The organism is Christensenella tenuis (assembly GCF_014287795.1).
GTDB lineage: Bacteria > Bacillota > Clostridia > Christensenellales > Christensenellaceae > Christensenella > Christensenella tenuis.
In genome coordinates this window covers 155,684-174,044 of sequence record NZ_JACOON010000001.1, presented here as the reverse complement: position 1 = coordinate 174,044, position 18,361 = coordinate 155,684, and the positions used below count along the sequence as shown (strand labels likewise).

The following is an 18,361-nucleotide window of genomic DNA, read 5'->3' as shown; positions in this document are numbered from 1 at the left end:
TATATGGAACAGGCAATGAAGAATCCCCTTGGAGTAGAAAAAACGGGAAAGCTGCTCGTCAAGTTTGCAGTCCCAAGTATTATCGCAATGCTTGTAAGTGCGCTTTATAATATTGTAGATCAAATTTTTATCGGCCAAAGTGTTGGTATGCTCGGCAATGCGGCAACCAACGTCGCTTTTCCTTTAACAACCGTATGCACTGCCATTGCCCTTCTCTTAGGGATCGGCGGCGCGGCAAACTTTAATCTTTCCATGGGTGCAAAGGAGGAAAGACGTGCTTCCGGTTTTATTGGCGGCGCAATTATCTTGCTGGTTACGTGCGGAGTTGTTTTAATGCTCATCGTACGTATTTTCCTGAACCCAATGATGCACGCTTTCGGTGCAACTCCCGAAGTTTTGGAATATTCTCTCACTTATACGGGAATTACGTCATTTGGATTCCCTTTCTTGATTTTTTCAACCGGTGCAAGTAACCTGATCCGGGCCGACGGAAGCCCAAAGTTCTCTATGGCATGCGTACTTGTTGGCGCTGTTATTAACACAGTACTCGACCCCCTGTTTATTTTCGGATTTAATATGGGAATGGCAGGCGCCGCTCTTGCAACGATTCTCGGTCAGATCGTTTCCGCCCTGCTCGCGGCATATTATCTCATCTTTCGTTTTAAAACGGTCAAGCTGCGCAAAAGTGCATTTCGTGTTACCTGGCAAAAAAGCCGTGCCATCATGGGCCTCGGGGCAGCGGCATGTTTTAACCAACTCGCTATGATGGCTGTGCAAATCGCTCTCAATAACGTACTCACCTATTATGGCGCCTTGTCTGTCTATGGAAGTGAGATTCCTTTAGCGGTCGTGGGGATCATTATGAAAGTCAATATGATCTTTATGTCTATTATTATTGGTATAGCCCAGGGCCTGCAGCCGATTTCCAGTTTTAATTACGGTGCCCGGAAATACAGCCGGGTACGTGAAACATATCGCAAAGCAATCACTGCAGCGACAATTATTTCCATATGCGCGTTTCTGGCATTCCAACTGTTCCCCCGCCAAATCATCGGTATTTTTGGTTCGGGGAGCGAGGAATATTTCTATTTTGCAGAGCGATGTTTTCGTATTTTCCTGATGTTTACTTTTGTAAACGGGATTCAACCTGTTACCTCTAATTTCTTTTCTTCGATCGGAAAAGCGACCAAGGGCATCTGGCTTTCCCTTACGCGGCAGATCATTTTCCTGCTTCCTCTTGTGTTGATCCTTCCCGTTTTCCTTGGGATTGACGGCGTTATGTATGCAGGGCCGGTAGCAGATGGTATGGCGGCGCTTGTAGCAATCCTTCTCGTTACAAAAGAAATCAAAAATATGAAACAGCTTGAATATAATCAACTGCCGCCCGCGTAAATCCGCAGACGGGCACTTCAGTTTTTCCATAAGATTTGTGAATTGATTATCCGGCCTGCGTACACGGGCCGGATTTATTTACGTTGGGGCAAATATTTGCTATATACCACGCCAAAAGCTATGCTATATTTATACTGGTACGTCTAATTAATTGCAAATCCTATGCAGCGAAATATCCTCAAGAAGCCGGCGAAACGGCAGATGATTGATCCGGCTATACTGGAGTGATAGGCCTGAAGCATCTTTTCACGCACCCCCAGAACAAAGCCCCCAGGTTTTTGTTGTGGAAATCCAGGGGCTTCTTGATGGCGTACGGATTTTAAAAGTCTTTCTCATTGATTTTTCCGCTTAAATTCTTCTAGTCTTCTGTTCATATCTTTCCATTTTTTTCGATTGATATTCCAGCATACAAGCCAGATAACAATATATGCTCCGATAAAGCCTGTATAATATAAAACAATCCATTCACTTGGAGGAAGCCATCCAAACCAAATCATAAGCAGCGTGCATCCTGTGATGAGTACAATAAAGTGGACAATTGTGCGTATGATATACGTCTTGTTGCTTTTATCCGATCCGACCCATATAAGCTGTACGCAGGCGATAAAAAGGGCCAGTACAAAACCGTTTCGTAATTCCGCAAGCGGCAGGGATTCTGCGCCGAGTGCAACCGCGATGATTGCGCTGATTGCAAGCGCAATTAAGAAAGCGATTGCGAACACTGTGAAAAACAGGCTGAAAATTTTTTTCATTTTCTTTTACCTCCCTAGTCCAAGCTTTTCTTTAAGCGCCGGCGCATACTGGCGCGATATAATCTGCTTTTCCCCGTTTTCAAGTTCCACCTCAATTTTCCCGTTCAAAATTGGATTCAGGCTGCGAACCTTTGCGAGATTGATGATCGTCGACTTATTGGCGCGCAGAAAATTGGTTCCCTGGAACTTCTCTTCAATCTCATACAAGCGAAGCGCGCAATCATATATCTTAGATTTCGTATAAATAAAGACTTTATCATCCACGCATTCGAAATAGTATACATCACCCGGTTCGAGCAGGAAGGTCTGCTTTCCCAAACTGCCAACCACCTTTTTTTGCGAACTGTTTGCAAGCGCTACAATTTTCAACAGGTCGTCGTTGAGTTCTGCACATCGGATAATAATCTCGTCTTGCGTATGGCCCGGATCAATATCGAGCGTTACTTTCATTTGTCCATCCTCCTCCCTGTATTTTAGTATAGTGAACGAAAAACGCGCGTCAATGCGTTTTCTGTAAGATGCATTGCGCGCGCCGTAAGTTGCAAATTCTGTTTTGTCATTTCAACAAAAAGCGTTCAAGTAAGGATACGTCATCTGCAATATAGCGGCAAGTAAATTTCGCCGCATCCTCCATACGGCTGAAACCAAAGCCCCACAGCACGGCGCAGAAATCAATTCCGGCAGCCTGTGCTCCTTTTGCGTCATAATCGCTGTCCCCTATAAGAATACAATCCTCCGGGCTTGAATTGGTGCGCGATACCGCTTCCTTCACGATCGCTTCCTTTCCTTTGATGTTGATATCCTCTGGCGCGCCACAGATAGCGTCAAAATAACCAGTAAGATCGAAATGCGCGAGCGTTTTCCGCACAATTTTTTCCATTTTGACAGAGGCAACCGCACATGTCACTCCGGAATTTCCAAGATTTTGAAGCAGCTTCTCCATCCCTGGATAGATATCCGCCTCAAGCATTCCCTCTTCAGCGTAGCGTTCCCGGTAATGCTGTACGGCTTTTGCCGCTTGTTCATCACTCATGCCGCATACATTCACAAACGAAAGCTTTAACGGAGGACCGATGAACTTTCGAAGCGTCATATCGTCCGGCAATTCAAAGCCCATATCTTCAATCGTACGCTTTGCGCAATACAAAATTCCCCGGCTTGTATCCATGAGTGTTCCATCAAAATCAAACAGTACTGTCTTATACTTCATTCTTTTCGTCTCTCCAGTTTCTTATCTCTCTTTTTTGCTTCCTTCCCGGCTCCATCGAAACAAGCGCTCCGCCACACGGCTAAAGCACAGAATGTCCTGCAAATAACTTATACAGTATAAGCATGCTGCCATATTATATCCACCCGATCTCCAAAATCCTGATGCTTTCCGGAGGAAGCGTTGCTTGTACAAGTCCTTCATTCACCGTATAAATTTCATTGGTTAATTTGCAAACCGCCCCTTCAAACTCGAGTTCACGGAACGCAGCCGTATCCATAATAGGCATCAGTTCTTCCTGAGCAAACAGGTCTACTGCAACATTGTGAGATTCTTTTCCTCGATTTACAAGCGTCAGGTACATCCCGTCCCGGGCACGAATGCCGAAGGCATCCTTACCGTCTATACAGTAACGTAAAATGCCAAGCACATCCTCCCCCTGTTCGTAAAATACGCAATTTCCCGTTTTAAGGGCATCTGTGTCACGACGCAGCAAGGCAAGCTTCTGATAATATTCACTCATATCCAGGTCACGTATTTGGCGTGGTTGCCGGTTGAAAGGATCCAGCAGGCCATGCATTCCCGTTTCATCCCCGTAATAGATGCAAGGCATTCCCGGAAGCGTAAACTGGAGTCCGGCCGCAATCTTTTGCAATTTTGCACCATATATATCCTGTTCATCCGATACAATGAAGCGCGCCTGCTGTTCGCGCGTCAGGGATTGAGGATCGATTTTCGTTCCAAGCACGGTACGGATTCGTGCAATATCATGGCTTGAAAGCAAATTCATCAGGCAGTAATACATATCCTTTGGATAGTTCTGGCTCTGCCCAACCAGGAATTGTTTCAATTTTGCCGCACTGCTTTTTCCCTGCAAGAAATCTGTTACCACCGCGGCAAACGGATAATTCATCACTGAATCAAGTCCCCGCCCCAGGGCATAGGTTCTGCGCTTACCATAACTTTGTTTGGTGGTCGCGTCCTCCCAGACCTCACCGAGCAGAAAATTGTCCTGTGAGGCATGCTTAATCTTAGCACGCATCTTTTCAATCGTCTCGTCCGGCAATTCATCGGCAACATCCAGCCTAAAACCGTCTGCCCCGCGCGCAAGCCATGTCGCAAGCACACCTGTTTCCCCATCGATGACAAAGTCTACCCATTCGGGCTGTGTCTCATTCACTTCCGGCAGGGTAGTAAAACCCCACCAGCTTTTATACTGATCCGGATAGTCTGTAAATTGGTACCACTTATAATAGGGTGATTCCTGGCTTTGATAGGCTCCAAGGGAATCGTAGCGCCCATATTTGTTAAAATATACGCTGTCGTCACCCGTATGGGAGTAAACCCCATCGAGGATAACACGAATCCCGCGTTCATGCGCCTCGCGTGTAAGAAGATCAAAGTCTTCTTCTGTCCCTAAAATCGGATCAACGCGCAGGTAATTTCCGGTATTGTAGCGGTGGTTGGATGCAGCCTCTACAATAGGATTCAGGTACAACGCCGTGATCCCCATATCGCGCAGTGCATCCAGCGAATGAATGATCCCCAAAAGCGTTCCGCCGTAATAATCGCATGGCTCGTAATGCTCCATCCCCTCCGCTGCCTCGTATAGAACTGTTTCGTTCCAGTCGTGATGCACGAGAACGTTCCTTCCACGCGACCGGTGATATTCTACGCCTCTTTCAAAGGTGCCGCTGTCGTCCCGCGCAAAACGGTCGGGAAATATCTGATACAGGTTGGCGCCTTTGGCCCAGCCGGGTGTAGCAAACGCCTCATCGTATACCGTAAGCTGGAACGGCGGCGGCGGATTCCAATAGACTTCCCCTGCGCCGCTCGTGCACCCGGAATGCGCGCCATAATAGATGCTCGTGTCTTCATCTATACGGATACAAAACCAATACCAAACGACGCATGGTTCCACGGGCGCTTCATACTCCGCCCACCATGTGCCATTTTCGCTTTCCTGCATCCGGATATTTTCCTCCACCTCATTTACAACAAGCGTAAGATACATTTTCTTGAAATAAAGACCGCGTACTGCAAGCGAAAGCCGCACACAGGTTCCCGCCGTTACCGCGCCCATCGGGCTCCTATATTCTTCCTTGGCGGAATCATGCATAAGTTGTTTTGAAAAATCAATCTGCATCTCTCATCCTCCGGTCAGGTCATTTCCCGCAGGCGCCAAATCTTATCGTTATATTCATGGATTGTACGGTCGGATGAAAAAACGCCCGATTTGGCTGTATTGGTTGCCGCCATACGTTTCCACCGCGCGGCATCCTGATAAGCGCTTACCGCACGTTCATAGCCCTGCGAATAGGAAGCGAAATCATACAGCAGGTAGTATTTATCCGCACGGTCTATATCTCCAAAAAGCAGCGAATGGTAAAGATCGGAAAACTGCCTGTCGTTTGCTACAGGCAGCGTACCGTCGATCAGGCGGTTAAGAGCCTGCCGAAGATCCGCATTCTGTTCATAATATTCGCCTGGTTTATAGGTGCCGTAGCGTTCCATTTTGCTGATCTCACGTTCCGTCGCGCCAAAAATAAAAATGTTATCTTCTCCAACAGCCTCATATATTTCCACATTTGCACCATCCATTGTTCCAAGCGTTACTGCGCCGTTCATCATAAATTTCATATTGCCCGTTCCGGATGCCTCAAGCCCAGCCGTTGAAATCTGTTCGCTGATATCCGCTGCCGGAATCATAATTTCCGCTTCAGATACGCTGTAGTTTTCAATGAATACCACTTGGAGCACATCTTTTGTATCGGGGTCGTTGTTCACCATATCCGCTACCGCAAGAATCAAACGAATAATGTTTTTGGCCCTGACATATCCGGGAGAAGCCTTTGCCGCAAAAATAAAAGTACATGGCTCTATGTGCAGCGCCGGGTTCTCTTTTTTCAAATTATAAAGATGCAGAATATGCAAAACCTTCAGAAGCTGCCGTTTATATTCGTGCAGCCGCTTTGCATGTACATCAAAAATTGTGTTCTCATTCAATTCAATTCCCTGCGTCTTTTTCAGATGCTCACGAAGTCTGATTTTATTCTGTTGCTTAACCGCCATGAAGTCGTCAAGGAATTTCGGATTATCGAGCAAATCGGCGATGCGATCCATTTCCTTATAATCTTTCAGGAAACCATCGCCAATATGATCGATGAGCAGCCTTGTAAGCGGTTGGTTCGCCTTTGCAAGCCACCGCCTGTGCGTAATACCGTTTGTGATCCCGAGAAATTTATCCGGAAATACCACGTAAAAGTCCCGGAATGTACGCGACTTGATGATTTCACCATGCAGCTTGGAAACACCGTTCACTTTGTTACACACCGCAATGCATAGGTTTGCCATGCGTATTTCCTTATACGCGATGATCGACATTTTGCTGATTTTATCCCACTCGCCCGGATAAACGTCCCAAAGCATGTTGCAAAATTTATCGTTAATAACCTTTATGATCTCATAGATACGCGGGAGCAACTCCTTAAACATATCCTCTTCCCAGCGTTCGAGCGCCTCGGACATGATTGTATGGTTCGTATAGTTGAACATACGGCCGCAAATGTCCGACGCCTCCTCCCAGCCCATGCCTTCCTCATCCATCAGGATGCGCATCAGTTCCGGGATTGCAAGTGTGGGGTGGGTATCGTTGATCTGCACCGTGAAATAATTGGGCAGCGTATGCAGATCCCCATAATTGGCTTTATGCTTGCGCACCATATGTTGCATTGTCGCGGAGGTAAAGAAATAGAACTGCTTTAAACGCAGTTGTCTGCCCTGCTCATGATTGTCTTCCGGATACAGCACCTTGGAAATAACCTCGGCAAGCTCGCGTTCCTGCATGGCGCGTGCATAATCCCCCCGGTTAAAATAATGCATATCAAGACCAGTCTTCGCTTTTGCGCTCCATAGCCGCAGCGTTGCAGGCATTTTGCTCATATATCCGATCACCGGATAATCATACGGGATCGCCAAAACGCTATAATAATTTTTGTGGTTGATCTTAAGTCCCTGATCCGTCCACACTTCTTCAAGCTCGCCGCCATAGCGGACCTCAACCTGCTCTTCCGGCCGCGGGATCTCCCATACGTTTCCCGCTTCCAGCCAATTGTCGTCCACTTCCACCTGTTCTCCATCAAGAATACGCTGCTTAAACAGACCAAATTCGTAGCGGATACTGCATCCCGTCACAGGCAGATCCAACGTGGAGAGGGAGTCGAGGAAGCACGCGGCAAGACGGCCAAGCCCTCCGTTTCCGAGGCCAGCGTCCCTCTCCTGTTCTTCAATATCATCAAGGCTGATACCCATTTCGGAAAGCACCTCCTGGTAATCCTTTAGCAGGTGCAGGTTGATCATGTTGTTAACAAGGGCACGCCCCATCAAAAACTCCGCGGATAAATAGTAAAGGCGTTTTAAGCCCTGATTCAGAACCTGTTTATTTGCGTCTGTCCATTTTTCGACGATAACGTCCCGAATAGAGAGCGCACAGGATTTATAGATTTGATCCTTGGTTGCCTCTTCCAGCGTCTTTCCAAAATGCCGTTTCAGCTTCCCAAGAATCTGTGATTTAATTTCTTCTTTTTTTGCGATATTATCGGCCATTGCATGAACCTCCTGTTCGTTCGGCTTCAAAATCTTCAATGGTAATATTATATCATATACCCTGTCGTGAATGCGATTATTCATAATAATTTTACGCAAAAAGAACTGCCGTGTTGCAGCAGTTCCCATTCCGTTCAATTTACTTTTGCTGTTTGAGCGGCGTCACCGCTCCGCATCGTCCAGCACAGGGAAAAGTTCTTCCTCTTCTTCTGTTTGGAACTCGTCCGTATCCCGCTCAAGAACCGCAAAAATCTCTTCCGGTTCCTCTTCATCCGCCGATTTCGGTTCCCAATCCCGAGCATCCGGCACCGTATATTCGTCAATATGGACTGCTTCATCCAAAGCGGTTTCCTCTCCTACCATCTGGTCAAGTTCCTGGGCGATTTCGGTAATCGCCTCCGTACCTTTCTCGTTTTCACATCTTAGGGGAACGTCGGTCAGTTCCGTTCTTTTCTCTTCCTGCTTCTTTGATAAAGCTATTCCCAAAAAATTCCATCTCCTTGTTCCGTCCAAAACCGTCGCGCGGTTTTGCCGTTGTTTCTATATTGTTGAATATTGTATTAGAAAAAGAACCTTTCGTCAATACGCAGGATATCTTTGTTGCGATGCAATCAACAGAAAAACGGGCTTCTGCCCGTTTCTGCCCGTTTTCCTGTTGTTCTTGCTTACAGAATTTCTTTATAAAGTTCTATATATTCCCCGGCTGATTTCGCAAAACTATTGTCAATTGCCATTGCCGATTGGATTAGCCTGGATAAATTTGTCTTGTCCTGATACACATTAAGTGCAAACCAGATCGTATTCAGCATATCGTGCGCATTGTAATTGCTGAATGAAAATCCATTTCCCTCCTGCGTATAGATGTTATAAGGCTGTACCGTATCCTTAAGACCACCTGTTTCCCGCACAATCGGCAGAGTGCCGTAACGCTGCGCGATCATCTGCGAAATCCCGCATGGTTCAAACATAGACGGCATCAGGAAAAAATCACATCCCGCATAAATCCGGTGCGCAAGCGCGTCGCTGTATCCTAAGCAAATTGCCGTTTTATCCGGATATTTATCGGCAATATACTTGAAAAAGCTTTCATATTGTTCTTCGCCGCTCCCAAGGAGCACAAACGCCACATTTTCGTAGAGCAGCTCTTCCAGTACCGCCCGCACGAGATCAAGCCCCTTTTGTTCCGTCATACGCGTCACCATACCGATCAACGGAGCACTGGGACGGGCAGTAATATCAAGCTCGTTCATTAACTGCTCTTTGTCGTAATATTTTCCGGTGAGGTCGTCTGCCGCATAAGCGCATTTTAGATTATGATCCTTTTTCGGATCAAATTCTTTTGTATCAATGCCGTTGAGAATACCCACCAGATCATTTTTGCGCGCATTTAAAATTCCCTCGAGTCCACGCCCATAATACGGATCGAGAATTTCCTGCGCGTAGGTCGGACTTACAGTTGTAATCTTGTCCGCAAACACAAGGCCTGCTTTCATCATATTTGCACTTCCATAAGCCTCCATATATTCCGGGGTAAAATACCGGTCTTCCACTCCCAGGATATCTTTAGCCATTTCAAAGGACGTTTGCCCCTGATATTGTAAATTATGGATCGTAAGTACCGTCTTGGCCCGTCCCTGCTGCTTTTCCTGATATTGCGTACGCAGCAGAAGCGGAATCATGGCTGTATGCCAATCGTTCACATGAATAATATCCGGATCAAAATCAAGGAACGGAATCGCCTCCAGAACCGCGCGGCAGAAATACGCATATTGTTCTGTTTCCGCTTCTCCGCCTTTATAAATGCACCAGCCGAAATAATATTCGTTGTCAATAAAATAGTAGGTAACTCCATCAAGTTCCATCGTTTCGATACCCAAATACAGGTTTCGCCATCCCATTTGCAAATTCATGGTTGCAATGACACGGAGGCGGTCGCCATAATTTTCCTTAACCGACCTGTGCTTAGGCAAAATTACACGCGCGTCCACGCCTTGTTTTACAAGCGCACGCGGAAGTGCGCCGATTACATCGGCGAGTCCGCCGGTTTTTGCAAACGGCGTTGCTTCCGCGCCCGCGATCAGGACCTTCAGCATACTCATACGATTGCCCCCTTACGGATAATGACAGGAAACACCTCATCTCCAATAAGCCGCCTCCCTTGCCGGATATTTACCGATTTATCGAGAATGACATATTCAAGGTCAGAGTTATTGTAAATTTCGCTGTTCTGCATAATAATACTGTTTTTGATCTTCGCCCCTTTTCCGACATAGACTCCGCGGAAAAGAATACTGTTTTCAACTTCTCCTTCTATAATGCATCCATTCGCTACCAGGGAGTTCTTCACATTCGAGGTTTTAGCATATTTAGCAGGCACCTCATCCTTGATCTTCGTATAAATTTGGTTGTCACTGTAGAACAGGTGATCCTGTACGTCCCTGTTAAGAAAATCCATATTGATTTTGTAATAGGAAGCCACAGAATGCAACCGTCCGACGTAACCTTTATGTTCATAACCCATAATCTTAATCCGGTTCAGGTTTCCCATCAAAAGATCACTGACAAAATTATATTTTCCGCGCGACATACAATCCTCTACCAGGTATTCCAAAAGATCCTTCCGCATGACATAGGTATCCATGCCCACCTTTTTGGAATCGCTCGTCGTGGCGTTGATCTCAAGATCAACCACCCGGCCTTCTTCATTTAAATGCAGGCGTACATCGTTATACCGTTCCCCTCTGAAGAAATCGGCTTCTTCCTCGTTATACAGCATAGTGATGTCTGCCCCGCTGTCCATATGGCATTCCACCATATCGTCAAAGGTACGGTTAAAAATGGTATAGGAACCGGAGAGGATACAATACTGTTGCTTGGAACGGCTAATATACCCCATCACGCCTTTAATGGCGTCTACAAGGCCGCGGTAGGTTCCCATATTCTCCGCGCTGGAAAATGGCGGCAGGATGAATAAACCATCATTTTTGCGGGACAGATCCCACTCCTTTCCTGAACCAAGATGATCCATCAGGGAATGGTACGACCGCTGTGCGATCACACCGATATTACGTATCCCGGAATTTACCATGTTGGATAATATAAAATCAATTGCACGGTAACGTCCGCCCACGGGGAGCGCTCCTACCGTACGCAAGTATACAAGCTCGCGCAGGTTGATATTCTGTTCTCCGGCATAAATCAATCCAAAAGTGTTCCTAAGCATTATGAAGCACCTCCCGTCGTATTCTTTACGATTCGCTTGGCGGGCACGCTTTCCCCTGCCGCAACCGAAGCGCCCGCCCGGATGACGGCTTTATTCCCAACCACGGCAATTTCGCCCTTGCCGCCTATGCTTGCGCCTTCCTCAACAATGACTTCTTCATCCACAATACTTTTCACGACCTTGCTTTTTTCCCGGATCACTGTTTCCTGCATAATAATACTATCACGCACCACTGCACCTTTTTCTACGGTAACGCCTGCCGATAGAATGCTGTTTTCCACAGTTCCATAGATATAGCAACCTTCCGATACAAGCGAATTCTTGATCTTGGCGCCTTTATCTACAAAATGCGGTGGTTTATTCGGATTACGGGAAAAAATACGCCACGCATCATCATAAAGGTTGAGCCCCGGCTCTTCCTGGAGAAGTTCCATATTGGCCTCCCACAGGGAATCGATTGTACCGACATCCTTCCAATATCCTTTATAGGGATACGCAAACAGGCGTTCCCCATTCATAAGCATTGTCGGAATAATATTTTTTCCGAAATCATTGCTCGATTTTTCATTTTTGGAATCAGCAATCAAATATTCCTTCACTTTTTTCCAGTTGAATACGTAAACGCCCATGGATGCCATATTGCTTTTCGGTTTCTTCGGCTTTTCTTCAAACTCTTCAATACGAAGCGATTCATCTGTATTCATGATCCCAAAACGCGGCGCCTCCTCTATAGGCACTTCAATGACGGCAATTGTTGCGTCAGCCTTGTTGTCCTCGTGCGCTTCGATCATTTGGCTGTAATCCATCTTATAGATGTGGTCCCCAGACAGCACAAGAATGTAATCCGGATTATATTGTTCAATAAAGTAAATATTTTGGTAAATGGCATTTGCCGTACCGGTATACCACTCCCCGCGCTCTCCCTTGACATAAGGCGGTAATACAAATGCACCGCCTGTGATCCCGTCAAGGTCCCACGGCGATCCCGTACCAATATAGGCATTGAGTTCAAGCGGTTCATACTGCGTCAAAACGCCTACCGTGTCAATACCTGAATGAATGCAATTAGAAAGCGGAAAATCAATAATACGGTACTTTCCGCCATACGTGACGGCCGGTTTTGCACGGTGCTTGGTTAAAACGCCAAGCCGGCTGCCTTGGCCGCCTGCCAGAAGCATTGCTACACATTTTTTCTTTTTAATCATTTCACCCATCCCCTTTGTTCTTCAAAGTGAATTTATAATAAACCGCGCCAAGCGGCGGCAATGTTATTATTGCACTGTGCTCCATCCCATTCAAGGCCTGGCGCTGTGTTTTTATTTTGGGTTCCGGCAATACACCAGAGCCTCCGTATTGCGCTTCATCGCTGCAAAGCAGGCATTTTAGCGTTCCCTCCCGCGGCATGGCGATCCAATAATTTTCCCGCACAACAGGCGTAAAATTCACGGCGCAGACCACAGATTCCTCTCCATTTGTGCGCATAAACGCAAAGACGCTTTGTTCCCGGTCTTCCACATTCAACCACTGGAATCCATCCCAGCTATCGTCAATTTCATATAAGGCGGGATGCTCTGTATAAATGTGGTTAAGTTTCTTTATGAACCGTTGCATTCCTGCATGGGAATCATATTCAAGAAGAAACCAATCGAGCTGCTTTTTATAATCCCACTCAATAAACTGCGCAAACTCGTCTCCCATAAACATTAATTTTTTGCCCGGATGCGCAAACATAAACGCATACAGGGCCCGCAGAGAAGCAAATTTCTGCCAATAATCACCAAACATTTTGTCCACCATGGACTTTTTTCCGTGCACTACCTCATCGTGCGAATACGCCAAAATATAATTTTCAGAAAATGCATAATACATCGAAAAGCTTATTTTGTTGTGTTCGAACTGACGAAAATAATGATCCATTCTCATGTATGCAAGCGTGTCATGCATAAATCCCATGTTCCATTTGAAAGTAAATCCAAGCCCGCCATCATACGGCGGCTTTGTGATCATCGGATAGGCTGTGCTTTCTTCAGCAATGGTCATTGTTCCCGCATAATTGGTGAGTACGACGCTGTTTACCCTGCGCAGCATTTCAACGGCATGGTTATCGATATTCCCGCCGTCTTCATTGGGTACAAAATATCCGTCGCGCGCGTAATCCAGATACAGGATCGACGTTACGGCATCTACACGCAAACCGTCAATGTGGTATTTATCCATAAAAAACATGGCGTTCGACACGAGAAAACTGATCACTTCCGGCCTGCCGTAGTTAAAAATCAGCGTACCCCATTGTGGATGCTCACGCTGGAGAACGTTTTCATGTTCATACAAATGGGTTCCGTCGAACTTGGAAAGGCCCTGTTCGTCTTTTGGAAAATGACCGGGAACCCAGTCCATGATAACTCCAATACCACGCGAATGCAGTTTGTCCACGAAATACATAAAATCCTGCGGCGTACCATAGCGCGAGGTAACTGCATAAAAACCCGTAATTTGATATCCCCACGACCCGTCGTACGGATGTTCGGCAACAGGCATAATCTCGACGTGCGTATATCCCATACCGCTTACATAATCTGCAAGCTCGTCTGCCGTTTCCCGAAAACTTGGAAAACGATATCCCTCTTTTGTCCGCCATGAACCAAGATGCAGTTCATAAATTGAAACCGCATCTTTCAGCACATTCCTTTTCATACGGCGCTTCAAATAGGATTCATCGTGCCATTCATACCCGCCGATATCCCACACTTTGGAAGCAGTTTGAGGCCGAACCTCAGCGTGAAAAGCGAATGGATCCGCCTTCATGATTTTACTTCCATCGTAACCGTGTACAAAATATTTGTAATTCTCGCCGTCTGCCAGTCCCGGTACAAAGGCAGCCCACACACCGTTCTGGTAAAGCTCCATGGGGGTCTTGCCGGCATCCCAGCCGTTGAAATCCCCCACGATGCTTATTTTCCTTGCATTTGGCGCCCAAACGCAAAAACGGTGCATTTTAAGTTCCGGAATATAATGGCACCCAAAAAGCTCATATGCTTTCTGTGCTTCACCGATATTGTAAAGATAGATGTCTTGTTCCGGTAAGTACTTCTGATAACATTCTTTCATCGTGCCCACCGTCCTTTTTCAATCTCCAAAATAGTCTTATACCTGATAAACGAATTTTCCGTCCTTTCCCTGGACAGCATTGAGCTCTGCCGCCTTTTCTTCATATCCTTCGCGTCCCATAAGCGCAAATGTCGCAATTTTACCCGCTTCCACACCCGGCTGGTCGAAAGCGTCAATTTCAAGAAATTCCCCGGCTGCCGCCGTTGCCATTTCAAGGAAAAAGAAAAGAGCGCCAATCTCTCTTGCATTCATTTCCGGCAATGTAATACGCATATTCATCTTGCCCGCCTGCGTGACGGCATATTCCGTCGCGCGCATTTCGGAAGCAATCAGTTTATTGATTGTCTGCCCCTGCAAATAAGCCGCATCCATCATATCAATGGGGGCATCGGGAATTTTCAGTTCCGTGTTAAATTTTTCCACGTCAATAAAGGAAATTACTTTATCAAACGGCCCTTCCGTATAAAGCTGTATCTGTGAATGTTGATCGGTTACACCAAGCGCACGTACAGGTGTTTGGCCTTTATTGACAACGCTGCCATCATTCCCGTAACGTTTTCCGAGCGACTCCGCCCACAGTTGTGCATACCATTCGGCCATATTAAGAAGCCCGTCGGCATAGGGCATCATTACCGAAATATTAACTCCCATATCCATTGCGGTGCAGTAGAGAAGCGCATACATATAAGCCGGATTTTCCCATAGGTCTTCCCGCGTGCATGCTTCGTCCATCTCTTTTGCACCCGCAAACAATGCATCGATATCAATATTGAGGACTGCTGCAGAAAGCAGGCCAACCGGGCACAAAACAGAGAAACGCCCGCCTACACCGTCCGGCACCGTAAATGTCTTGAACCCATACTGATTGGAAATCTTTTTCAGAATCCCTTTCTCTTTATCTGTCGTGAGCACGATGTTGTCTTTAAAATCTTCACCCAGAACTTCTTCCAGCTTGCTAAGAACGATCATAAACTGGGACATCGTTTCTACTGTATTGCCGCTTTTGGTAATTACGTGGAAGCATGTTTTCTTTACATCAATTACATCGAACAAGGCATTGATTCCGTCCGGATCCACGTTATCCACTACGTAAAACCGGGCTCCTCCACGTTTCTCACGCGAAATCTCGTTATATTTCAGGTGTTTCGTGCCTGTAAAAAGCGCTTTTGAACCAAGCGCACTCCCGCCAATTCCCAGCACCACAAAATTATCAAAATTTGCATTGATTCGATCCGCTTCCTTTTTAATGTCTGCGACGATCTCCGCCTGGTTATAGGGCAGGCTGCGCCACGCCATCGCATCTTTTTTCGCACACATATTCTTGTGCACCTGCGGAAGCTTCTGCGCCATTTTCTGTATATCCTGCTCTCGGATTCCATGCTCCCCAATGCTTGTTTGCAACATATTATTAAAATCGATTTTCATATTCTCATCCTCCAATACTTCATTTTTATCTCAACCCTTCGGATTGATTATTCTTTTTTTCCGGTATTTCCGGATCCTGACTTCCGGTCATCGCCGCAGCCGCCTGCATTTCTATTTTCTGCTGCCATTCCCTCCGGATATAATATCGCTCCAGCACACCTTTGAGCGCCAGAAATAAAATCGCGCCTGCGGGGAGGACGGCACATACCTGATATACCCCGTTGACAAGGAAAAATGCACTGGAAAAAGTTGCAATATAAAAGCCAAACTGCACATTTATATTTGTGGCATACCCATCCCCTGCAACCGTAACCGCAATTGTGAACAAAATAATGATAATCATCCACAACCACTTCAGTTTGATTTTTGCCCGAATGCACGAGATGGAGGCCCATACAATCACCGCATAAAACGCAATCGTCACCGCTATCATAATTCCCTGCGGCGCAGCGGTTTTTGCCTCGTCCACAGTTGTCGCCGCAGAATAGTCGGCAGCGCTCACAATATTAAACGCGTTAATCTTCCAATTCCCGCCGTTTACCCGCTCCTGCTGTATCTGAATATAATATTCGTCGGCATCGGTTACGACCTGAAGACTCGCGCTCCTTTGAGTAATCTGGCTGCCCGTTCCAAGGTCGTTGGTTGTATCAACGGAAATATCGGCTACTTCGGTGTGAATAACCTCTCCATGAAAATAGTCAGCCATCTGCTGAAATGTTTCCTCTGTAATGGTAGCCGCCGCCTCTTCCGTAAACATCGCTTTCGCATCGGCCGCATTCCCGTCTTTGATTACAGCAAGTATTTCTTCGGCAGCAACCGCAAGGGACTCCCCAGCACTTTCCACAGAATTGTCCTGGGCAAAGCAGGCTCCCTGCAATGCGCAGATAATCAGTATCACAGCAAAAGCCATCGCAGCAATTTTCCTGCTCATATCAGTTACCCCTTCTCTTGCGTTCTTCCGTAAACCTCTGTTTCCGTGCGCAACCATTCAATCCGTTCCCTGCTGAACGCATCCTTTTTCATGCGCCACTTCCAATTTCCCAGCGCTTTTGACGGATAATTCATACGCGCCTCACCTCCAAGGCCAAGGACATCCTGCATCGGGATGATGGAAATATCCGCAACGCTCATCATGGCAAGGCGAATCAGCTTTCCGGTTATATCAGTTTCCGCTGTTTTTCCAATATAATCCTCCAGAAATCTTTTGGTTTCCGGCCCGATTGTCTGAAACCAGTGGAGCGTCGTATCGTTATCGTGTGTTCCTGTATAGACCACGCTGTTGCGCGGATAGTTGTGCGGCAAATAAAAGCTGTCTTGCTCGTCAAAAGCAAATTGTAAAACCTTGAGCCCCGGGAACCCGCAATAATCGAGGAATCCTTTTACATTGTCGTCAATCGCACCAAGATCCTCCGCTATGATTGGCGGCATCGGAAGCGCCGTTTTAATTGCGTCAAAAAGCTCGCCGCCCGGGCCTTTCACCCACTGCCCATCTTTGGGCATACCGCCTTTTGGTATCTTAAAGTAAGCTTCAAAGCCACGGAAATGATCGATACGCAGGATATCGTACAGGTGCAAACTGCGCTGCATGCGCCTTACCCACCATTCATATCCATGCGCACGCATATAATTCCAGTCGTAGAGGGGGTTTCCCCACAGCTGCCCTTCCCCGCAAAAATAGTCGGGCGGCGTGCCCGCCACGCTTCCGTCTTTTACAAAATATTCCGGGTGCGCCCATGTCTCCGCCGAATCGGGAGATACATAAATCGGAATATCTCCAATCAACTGGATTCCTTTTCCATTGGCATATGCTTTCAACGCAAACCATTGGCGTTCATATAAAAACTGCGTAAACTGCACAATCTCAATCTCACGCTCATACTTTTGCGTCATCTCCATGATTGCGGCCGGTTCCCGTTCCACAATACACTTGTCCCACTCGCGAAACGGCAAATAATGGAAGTGCTTTTTCAGCACGACAAACAGAGCATAATCAAATAGCCAGCTCGAATTTTCAAATTTGAAAGCAGCAAATTCATGGGGGTAGCGCTCAACTCCGGATTGATATGCTTTTTCCAAAATGTCATTTTTCAGATGAAAAAGCGCCTCATAATCGACGCATGTTTCATCTTCCCCAAAGTTTAAATGAGCATAATCGCCTTTTTTCAGAAGGCCCTCTTCAGCCAAGAAGTCAAAATCGATAAAATAGGGATTGTAGGCAAAAGCGCTCGTACCTGAATAAGGGCTATCGGCATAGCCCGTAGGCGTACATGGAAGTACCTGCCAATATGACTGTTTCGCCGCAGAAAGACTGTCTACGAAATCATACGCCGCTTTCCCGAGCGTCCCGATCCCATAAGGAGATGGTAAGGATGATATGTGCAACAGTATCCCGCTTCCCCGTTTCATAGACTTGTCTCCATAGTTTTTATTACACCTTTATTATATATTTTTTCTCATGAAAAGTATAGCGCTTTCCAAAATTTGCTTCCTTTTGTTTATCCTCTTCACACAATGGATTTAAACATTTTTATTCTTTTCGTTTTCCTTTTTTATGGAAAGCGCCTCTGGTAGAGTTGTAGAGTTGCCCAAAGACACAGGCGTAATAACACGCCCTACTGAAAGCAAAAGAAAACCCCCGCTGGCTTTCCA

14 protein-coding genes are annotated in these 18,361 nt (G+C 46.4%); 1 reads left to right on the top strand and 13 read right to left on the bottom strand.

Annotation, left to right across the window (positions count from 1 at the left end):
* Window positions 1-3: 3 nt before the first annotated feature.
* Window positions 4-1,392: an MATE family efflux transporter gene (locus tag H8S18_RS00850; RefSeq protein WP_186856426.1), complete on the top strand. Its 1,389-nt coding sequence runs from the start codon at window positions 4-6 to the stop codon at window positions 1,390-1,392.
* 332 nt (window positions 1,393-1,724) lie between these two features.
* On the opposite strand, the gene H8S18_RS00845 is transcribed toward H8S18_RS00850, so the two are convergent.
* From H8S18_RS00845 to malQ, 13 genes are all read right to left on the bottom strand, one after another.
* Entirely contained in the window at window positions 1,725-2,144 is a 420-nt protein-coding gene (locus tag H8S18_RS00845) for a DUF3021 family protein (protein WP_186856425.1), read from the bottom strand.
* A 6-nt stretch (window positions 2,145-2,150) separates the two neighbouring features.
* Window positions 2,151-2,594 (bottom strand): LytTR family DNA-binding domain-containing protein, encoded by a 444-nt coding sequence (locus tag H8S18_RS00840; RefSeq protein WP_186856424.1) that lies wholly within the window; start codon window positions 2,592-2,594, stop codon window positions 2,151-2,153.
* A 106-nt stretch (window positions 2,595-2,700) separates the two neighbouring features.
* Window positions 2,701-3,354, bottom strand: coding sequence for an HAD hydrolase-like protein (locus H8S18_RS00835; RefSeq protein WP_186856423.1), 654 nt, complete (start codon window positions 3,352-3,354; stop codon window positions 2,701-2,703).
* 133 nt (window positions 3,355-3,487) lie between these two features.
* On the bottom strand, window positions 3,488-5,497 hold the full coding sequence (locus H8S18_RS00830; RefSeq protein WP_186856422.1) for a glycoside hydrolase family 13 protein: 2,010 nt from the start codon (window positions 5,495-5,497) through the stop codon (window positions 3,488-3,490).
* 14 nt (window positions 5,498-5,511) lie between these two features.
* The gene (locus H8S18_RS00825) at window positions 5,512-7,956 is read right to left on the bottom strand and encodes a glycogen/starch/alpha-glucan phosphorylase (protein WP_186856421.1); all 2,445 of its coding nucleotides are present in this window, start codon (window positions 7,954-7,956) and stop codon (window positions 5,512-5,514) included.
* Window positions 7,957-8,118: 162 nt separating this feature from the next.
* Window positions 8,119-8,442 (bottom strand): hypothetical protein, encoded by a 324-nt coding sequence (locus H8S18_RS00820; protein WP_186856420.1) that lies wholly within the window; start codon window positions 8,440-8,442, stop codon window positions 8,119-8,121.
* Window positions 8,443-8,621: 179 nt separating this feature from the next.
* On the bottom strand, window positions 8,622-10,046 hold the full coding sequence (gene glgA, locus H8S18_RS00815) for a glycogen synthase GlgA (protein WP_407926951.1): 1,425 nt from the start codon (window positions 10,044-10,046) through the stop codon (window positions 8,622-8,624).
* A 5-nt stretch (window positions 10,047-10,051) separates the two neighbouring features.
* Window positions 10,052-11,179, bottom strand: a complete 1,128-nt coding sequence (gene glgD, locus H8S18_RS00810; protein ID WP_186856419.1) for a glucose-1-phosphate adenylyltransferase subunit GlgD — start codon at window positions 11,177-11,179, stop codon at window positions 10,052-10,054.
* Window positions 11,179-12,381 carry a glucose-1-phosphate adenylyltransferase gene (locus tag H8S18_RS00805; RefSeq protein ID WP_456237101.1) on the bottom strand — a complete coding sequence of 401 codons (1,203 nt, stop codon included), beginning with the start codon at window positions 12,379-12,381 and terminating at the stop codon, window positions 11,179-11,181. The genes glgD and H8S18_RS00805 overlap by 1 nt, the downstream gene beginning before the upstream one ends.
* 4 nt (window positions 12,382-12,385) lie before the next feature.
* Window positions 12,386-14,287, bottom strand: coding sequence for a 1,4-alpha-glucan branching protein GlgB (gene glgB / locus H8S18_RS00800; protein ID WP_186856417.1), 1,902 nt, complete (start codon window positions 14,285-14,287; stop codon window positions 12,386-12,388).
* Window positions 14,288-14,323: 36 nt separating this feature from the next.
* Window positions 14,324-15,712 carry a glucose-6-phosphate isomerase gene (locus tag H8S18_RS00795; RefSeq protein WP_243165022.1) on the bottom strand — a complete coding sequence of 463 codons (1,389 nt, stop codon included), beginning with the start codon at window positions 15,710-15,712 and terminating at the stop codon, window positions 14,324-14,326.
* A gap of 25 nt (window positions 15,713-15,737) precedes the next feature.
* A complete protein-coding gene (locus H8S18_RS00790; protein WP_186856415.1) occupies window positions 15,738-16,643 on the bottom strand; it encodes a DUF5104 domain-containing protein in 906 nt (301 codons plus the stop codon).
* 5 nt (window positions 16,644-16,648) lie between these two features.
* Window positions 16,649-18,118, bottom strand: a complete 1,470-nt coding sequence (gene malQ, locus H8S18_RS00785; RefSeq protein ID WP_186856414.1) for a 4-alpha-glucanotransferase — start codon at window positions 18,116-18,118, stop codon at window positions 16,649-16,651.
* Window positions 18,119-18,361 lie beyond the last annotated feature (243 nt).

What these genes read in the sequence shown, in the direction of transcription:
- H8S18_RS00850 (WP_186856426.1), top strand. Translation starts at nt 4, where the DNA reads ATGGAACAGGCAATGAAGAATCCCCTTGGAGTAGAAAAAACGGGAAAG.
- H8S18_RS00845 (WP_186856425.1), bottom strand. Translation starts at nt 2,144, where the DNA reads ATGAAAAAAATTTTCAGCCTGTTTTTCACAGTGTTCGCAATCGCTTTC.
- H8S18_RS00840 (WP_186856424.1), bottom strand. Translation starts at nt 2,594, where the DNA reads ATGAAAGTAACGCTCGATATTGATCCGGGCCATACGCAAGACGAGATT.
- H8S18_RS00835 (WP_186856423.1), bottom strand. Translation starts at nt 3,354, where the DNA reads ATGAAGTATAAGACAGTACTGTTTGATTTTGATGGAACACTCATGGAT.
- H8S18_RS00830 (WP_186856422.1), bottom strand. Translation starts at nt 5,497, where the DNA reads ATGCAGATTGATTTTTCAAAACAACTTATGCATGATTCCGCCAAGGAA.
- H8S18_RS00825 (WP_186856421.1), bottom strand. Translation starts at nt 7,956, where the DNA reads ATGGCCGATAATATCGCAAAAAAAGAAGAAATTAAATCACAGATTCTT.
- glgD (WP_186856419.1), bottom strand. Translation starts at nt 11,179, where the DNA reads ATGCTTAGGAACACTTTTGGATTGATTTATGCCGGAGAACAGAATATC.
- glgB (WP_186856417.1), bottom strand. Translation starts at nt 14,287, where the DNA reads ATGAAAGAATGTTATCAGAAGTACTTACCGGAACAAGACATCTATCTT.
- H8S18_RS00795 (WP_243165022.1), bottom strand. Translation starts at nt 15,712, where the DNA reads ATGAAAATCGATTTTAATAATATGTTGCAAACAAGCATTGGGGAGCAT.
- H8S18_RS00790 (WP_186856415.1), bottom strand. Translation starts at nt 16,643, where the DNA reads ATGAGCAGGAAAATTGCTGCGATGGCTTTTGCTGTGATACTGATTATC.
- malQ (WP_186856414.1), bottom strand. Translation starts at nt 18,118, where the DNA reads ATGAAACGGGGAAGCGGGATACTGTTGCACATATCATCCTTACCATCT.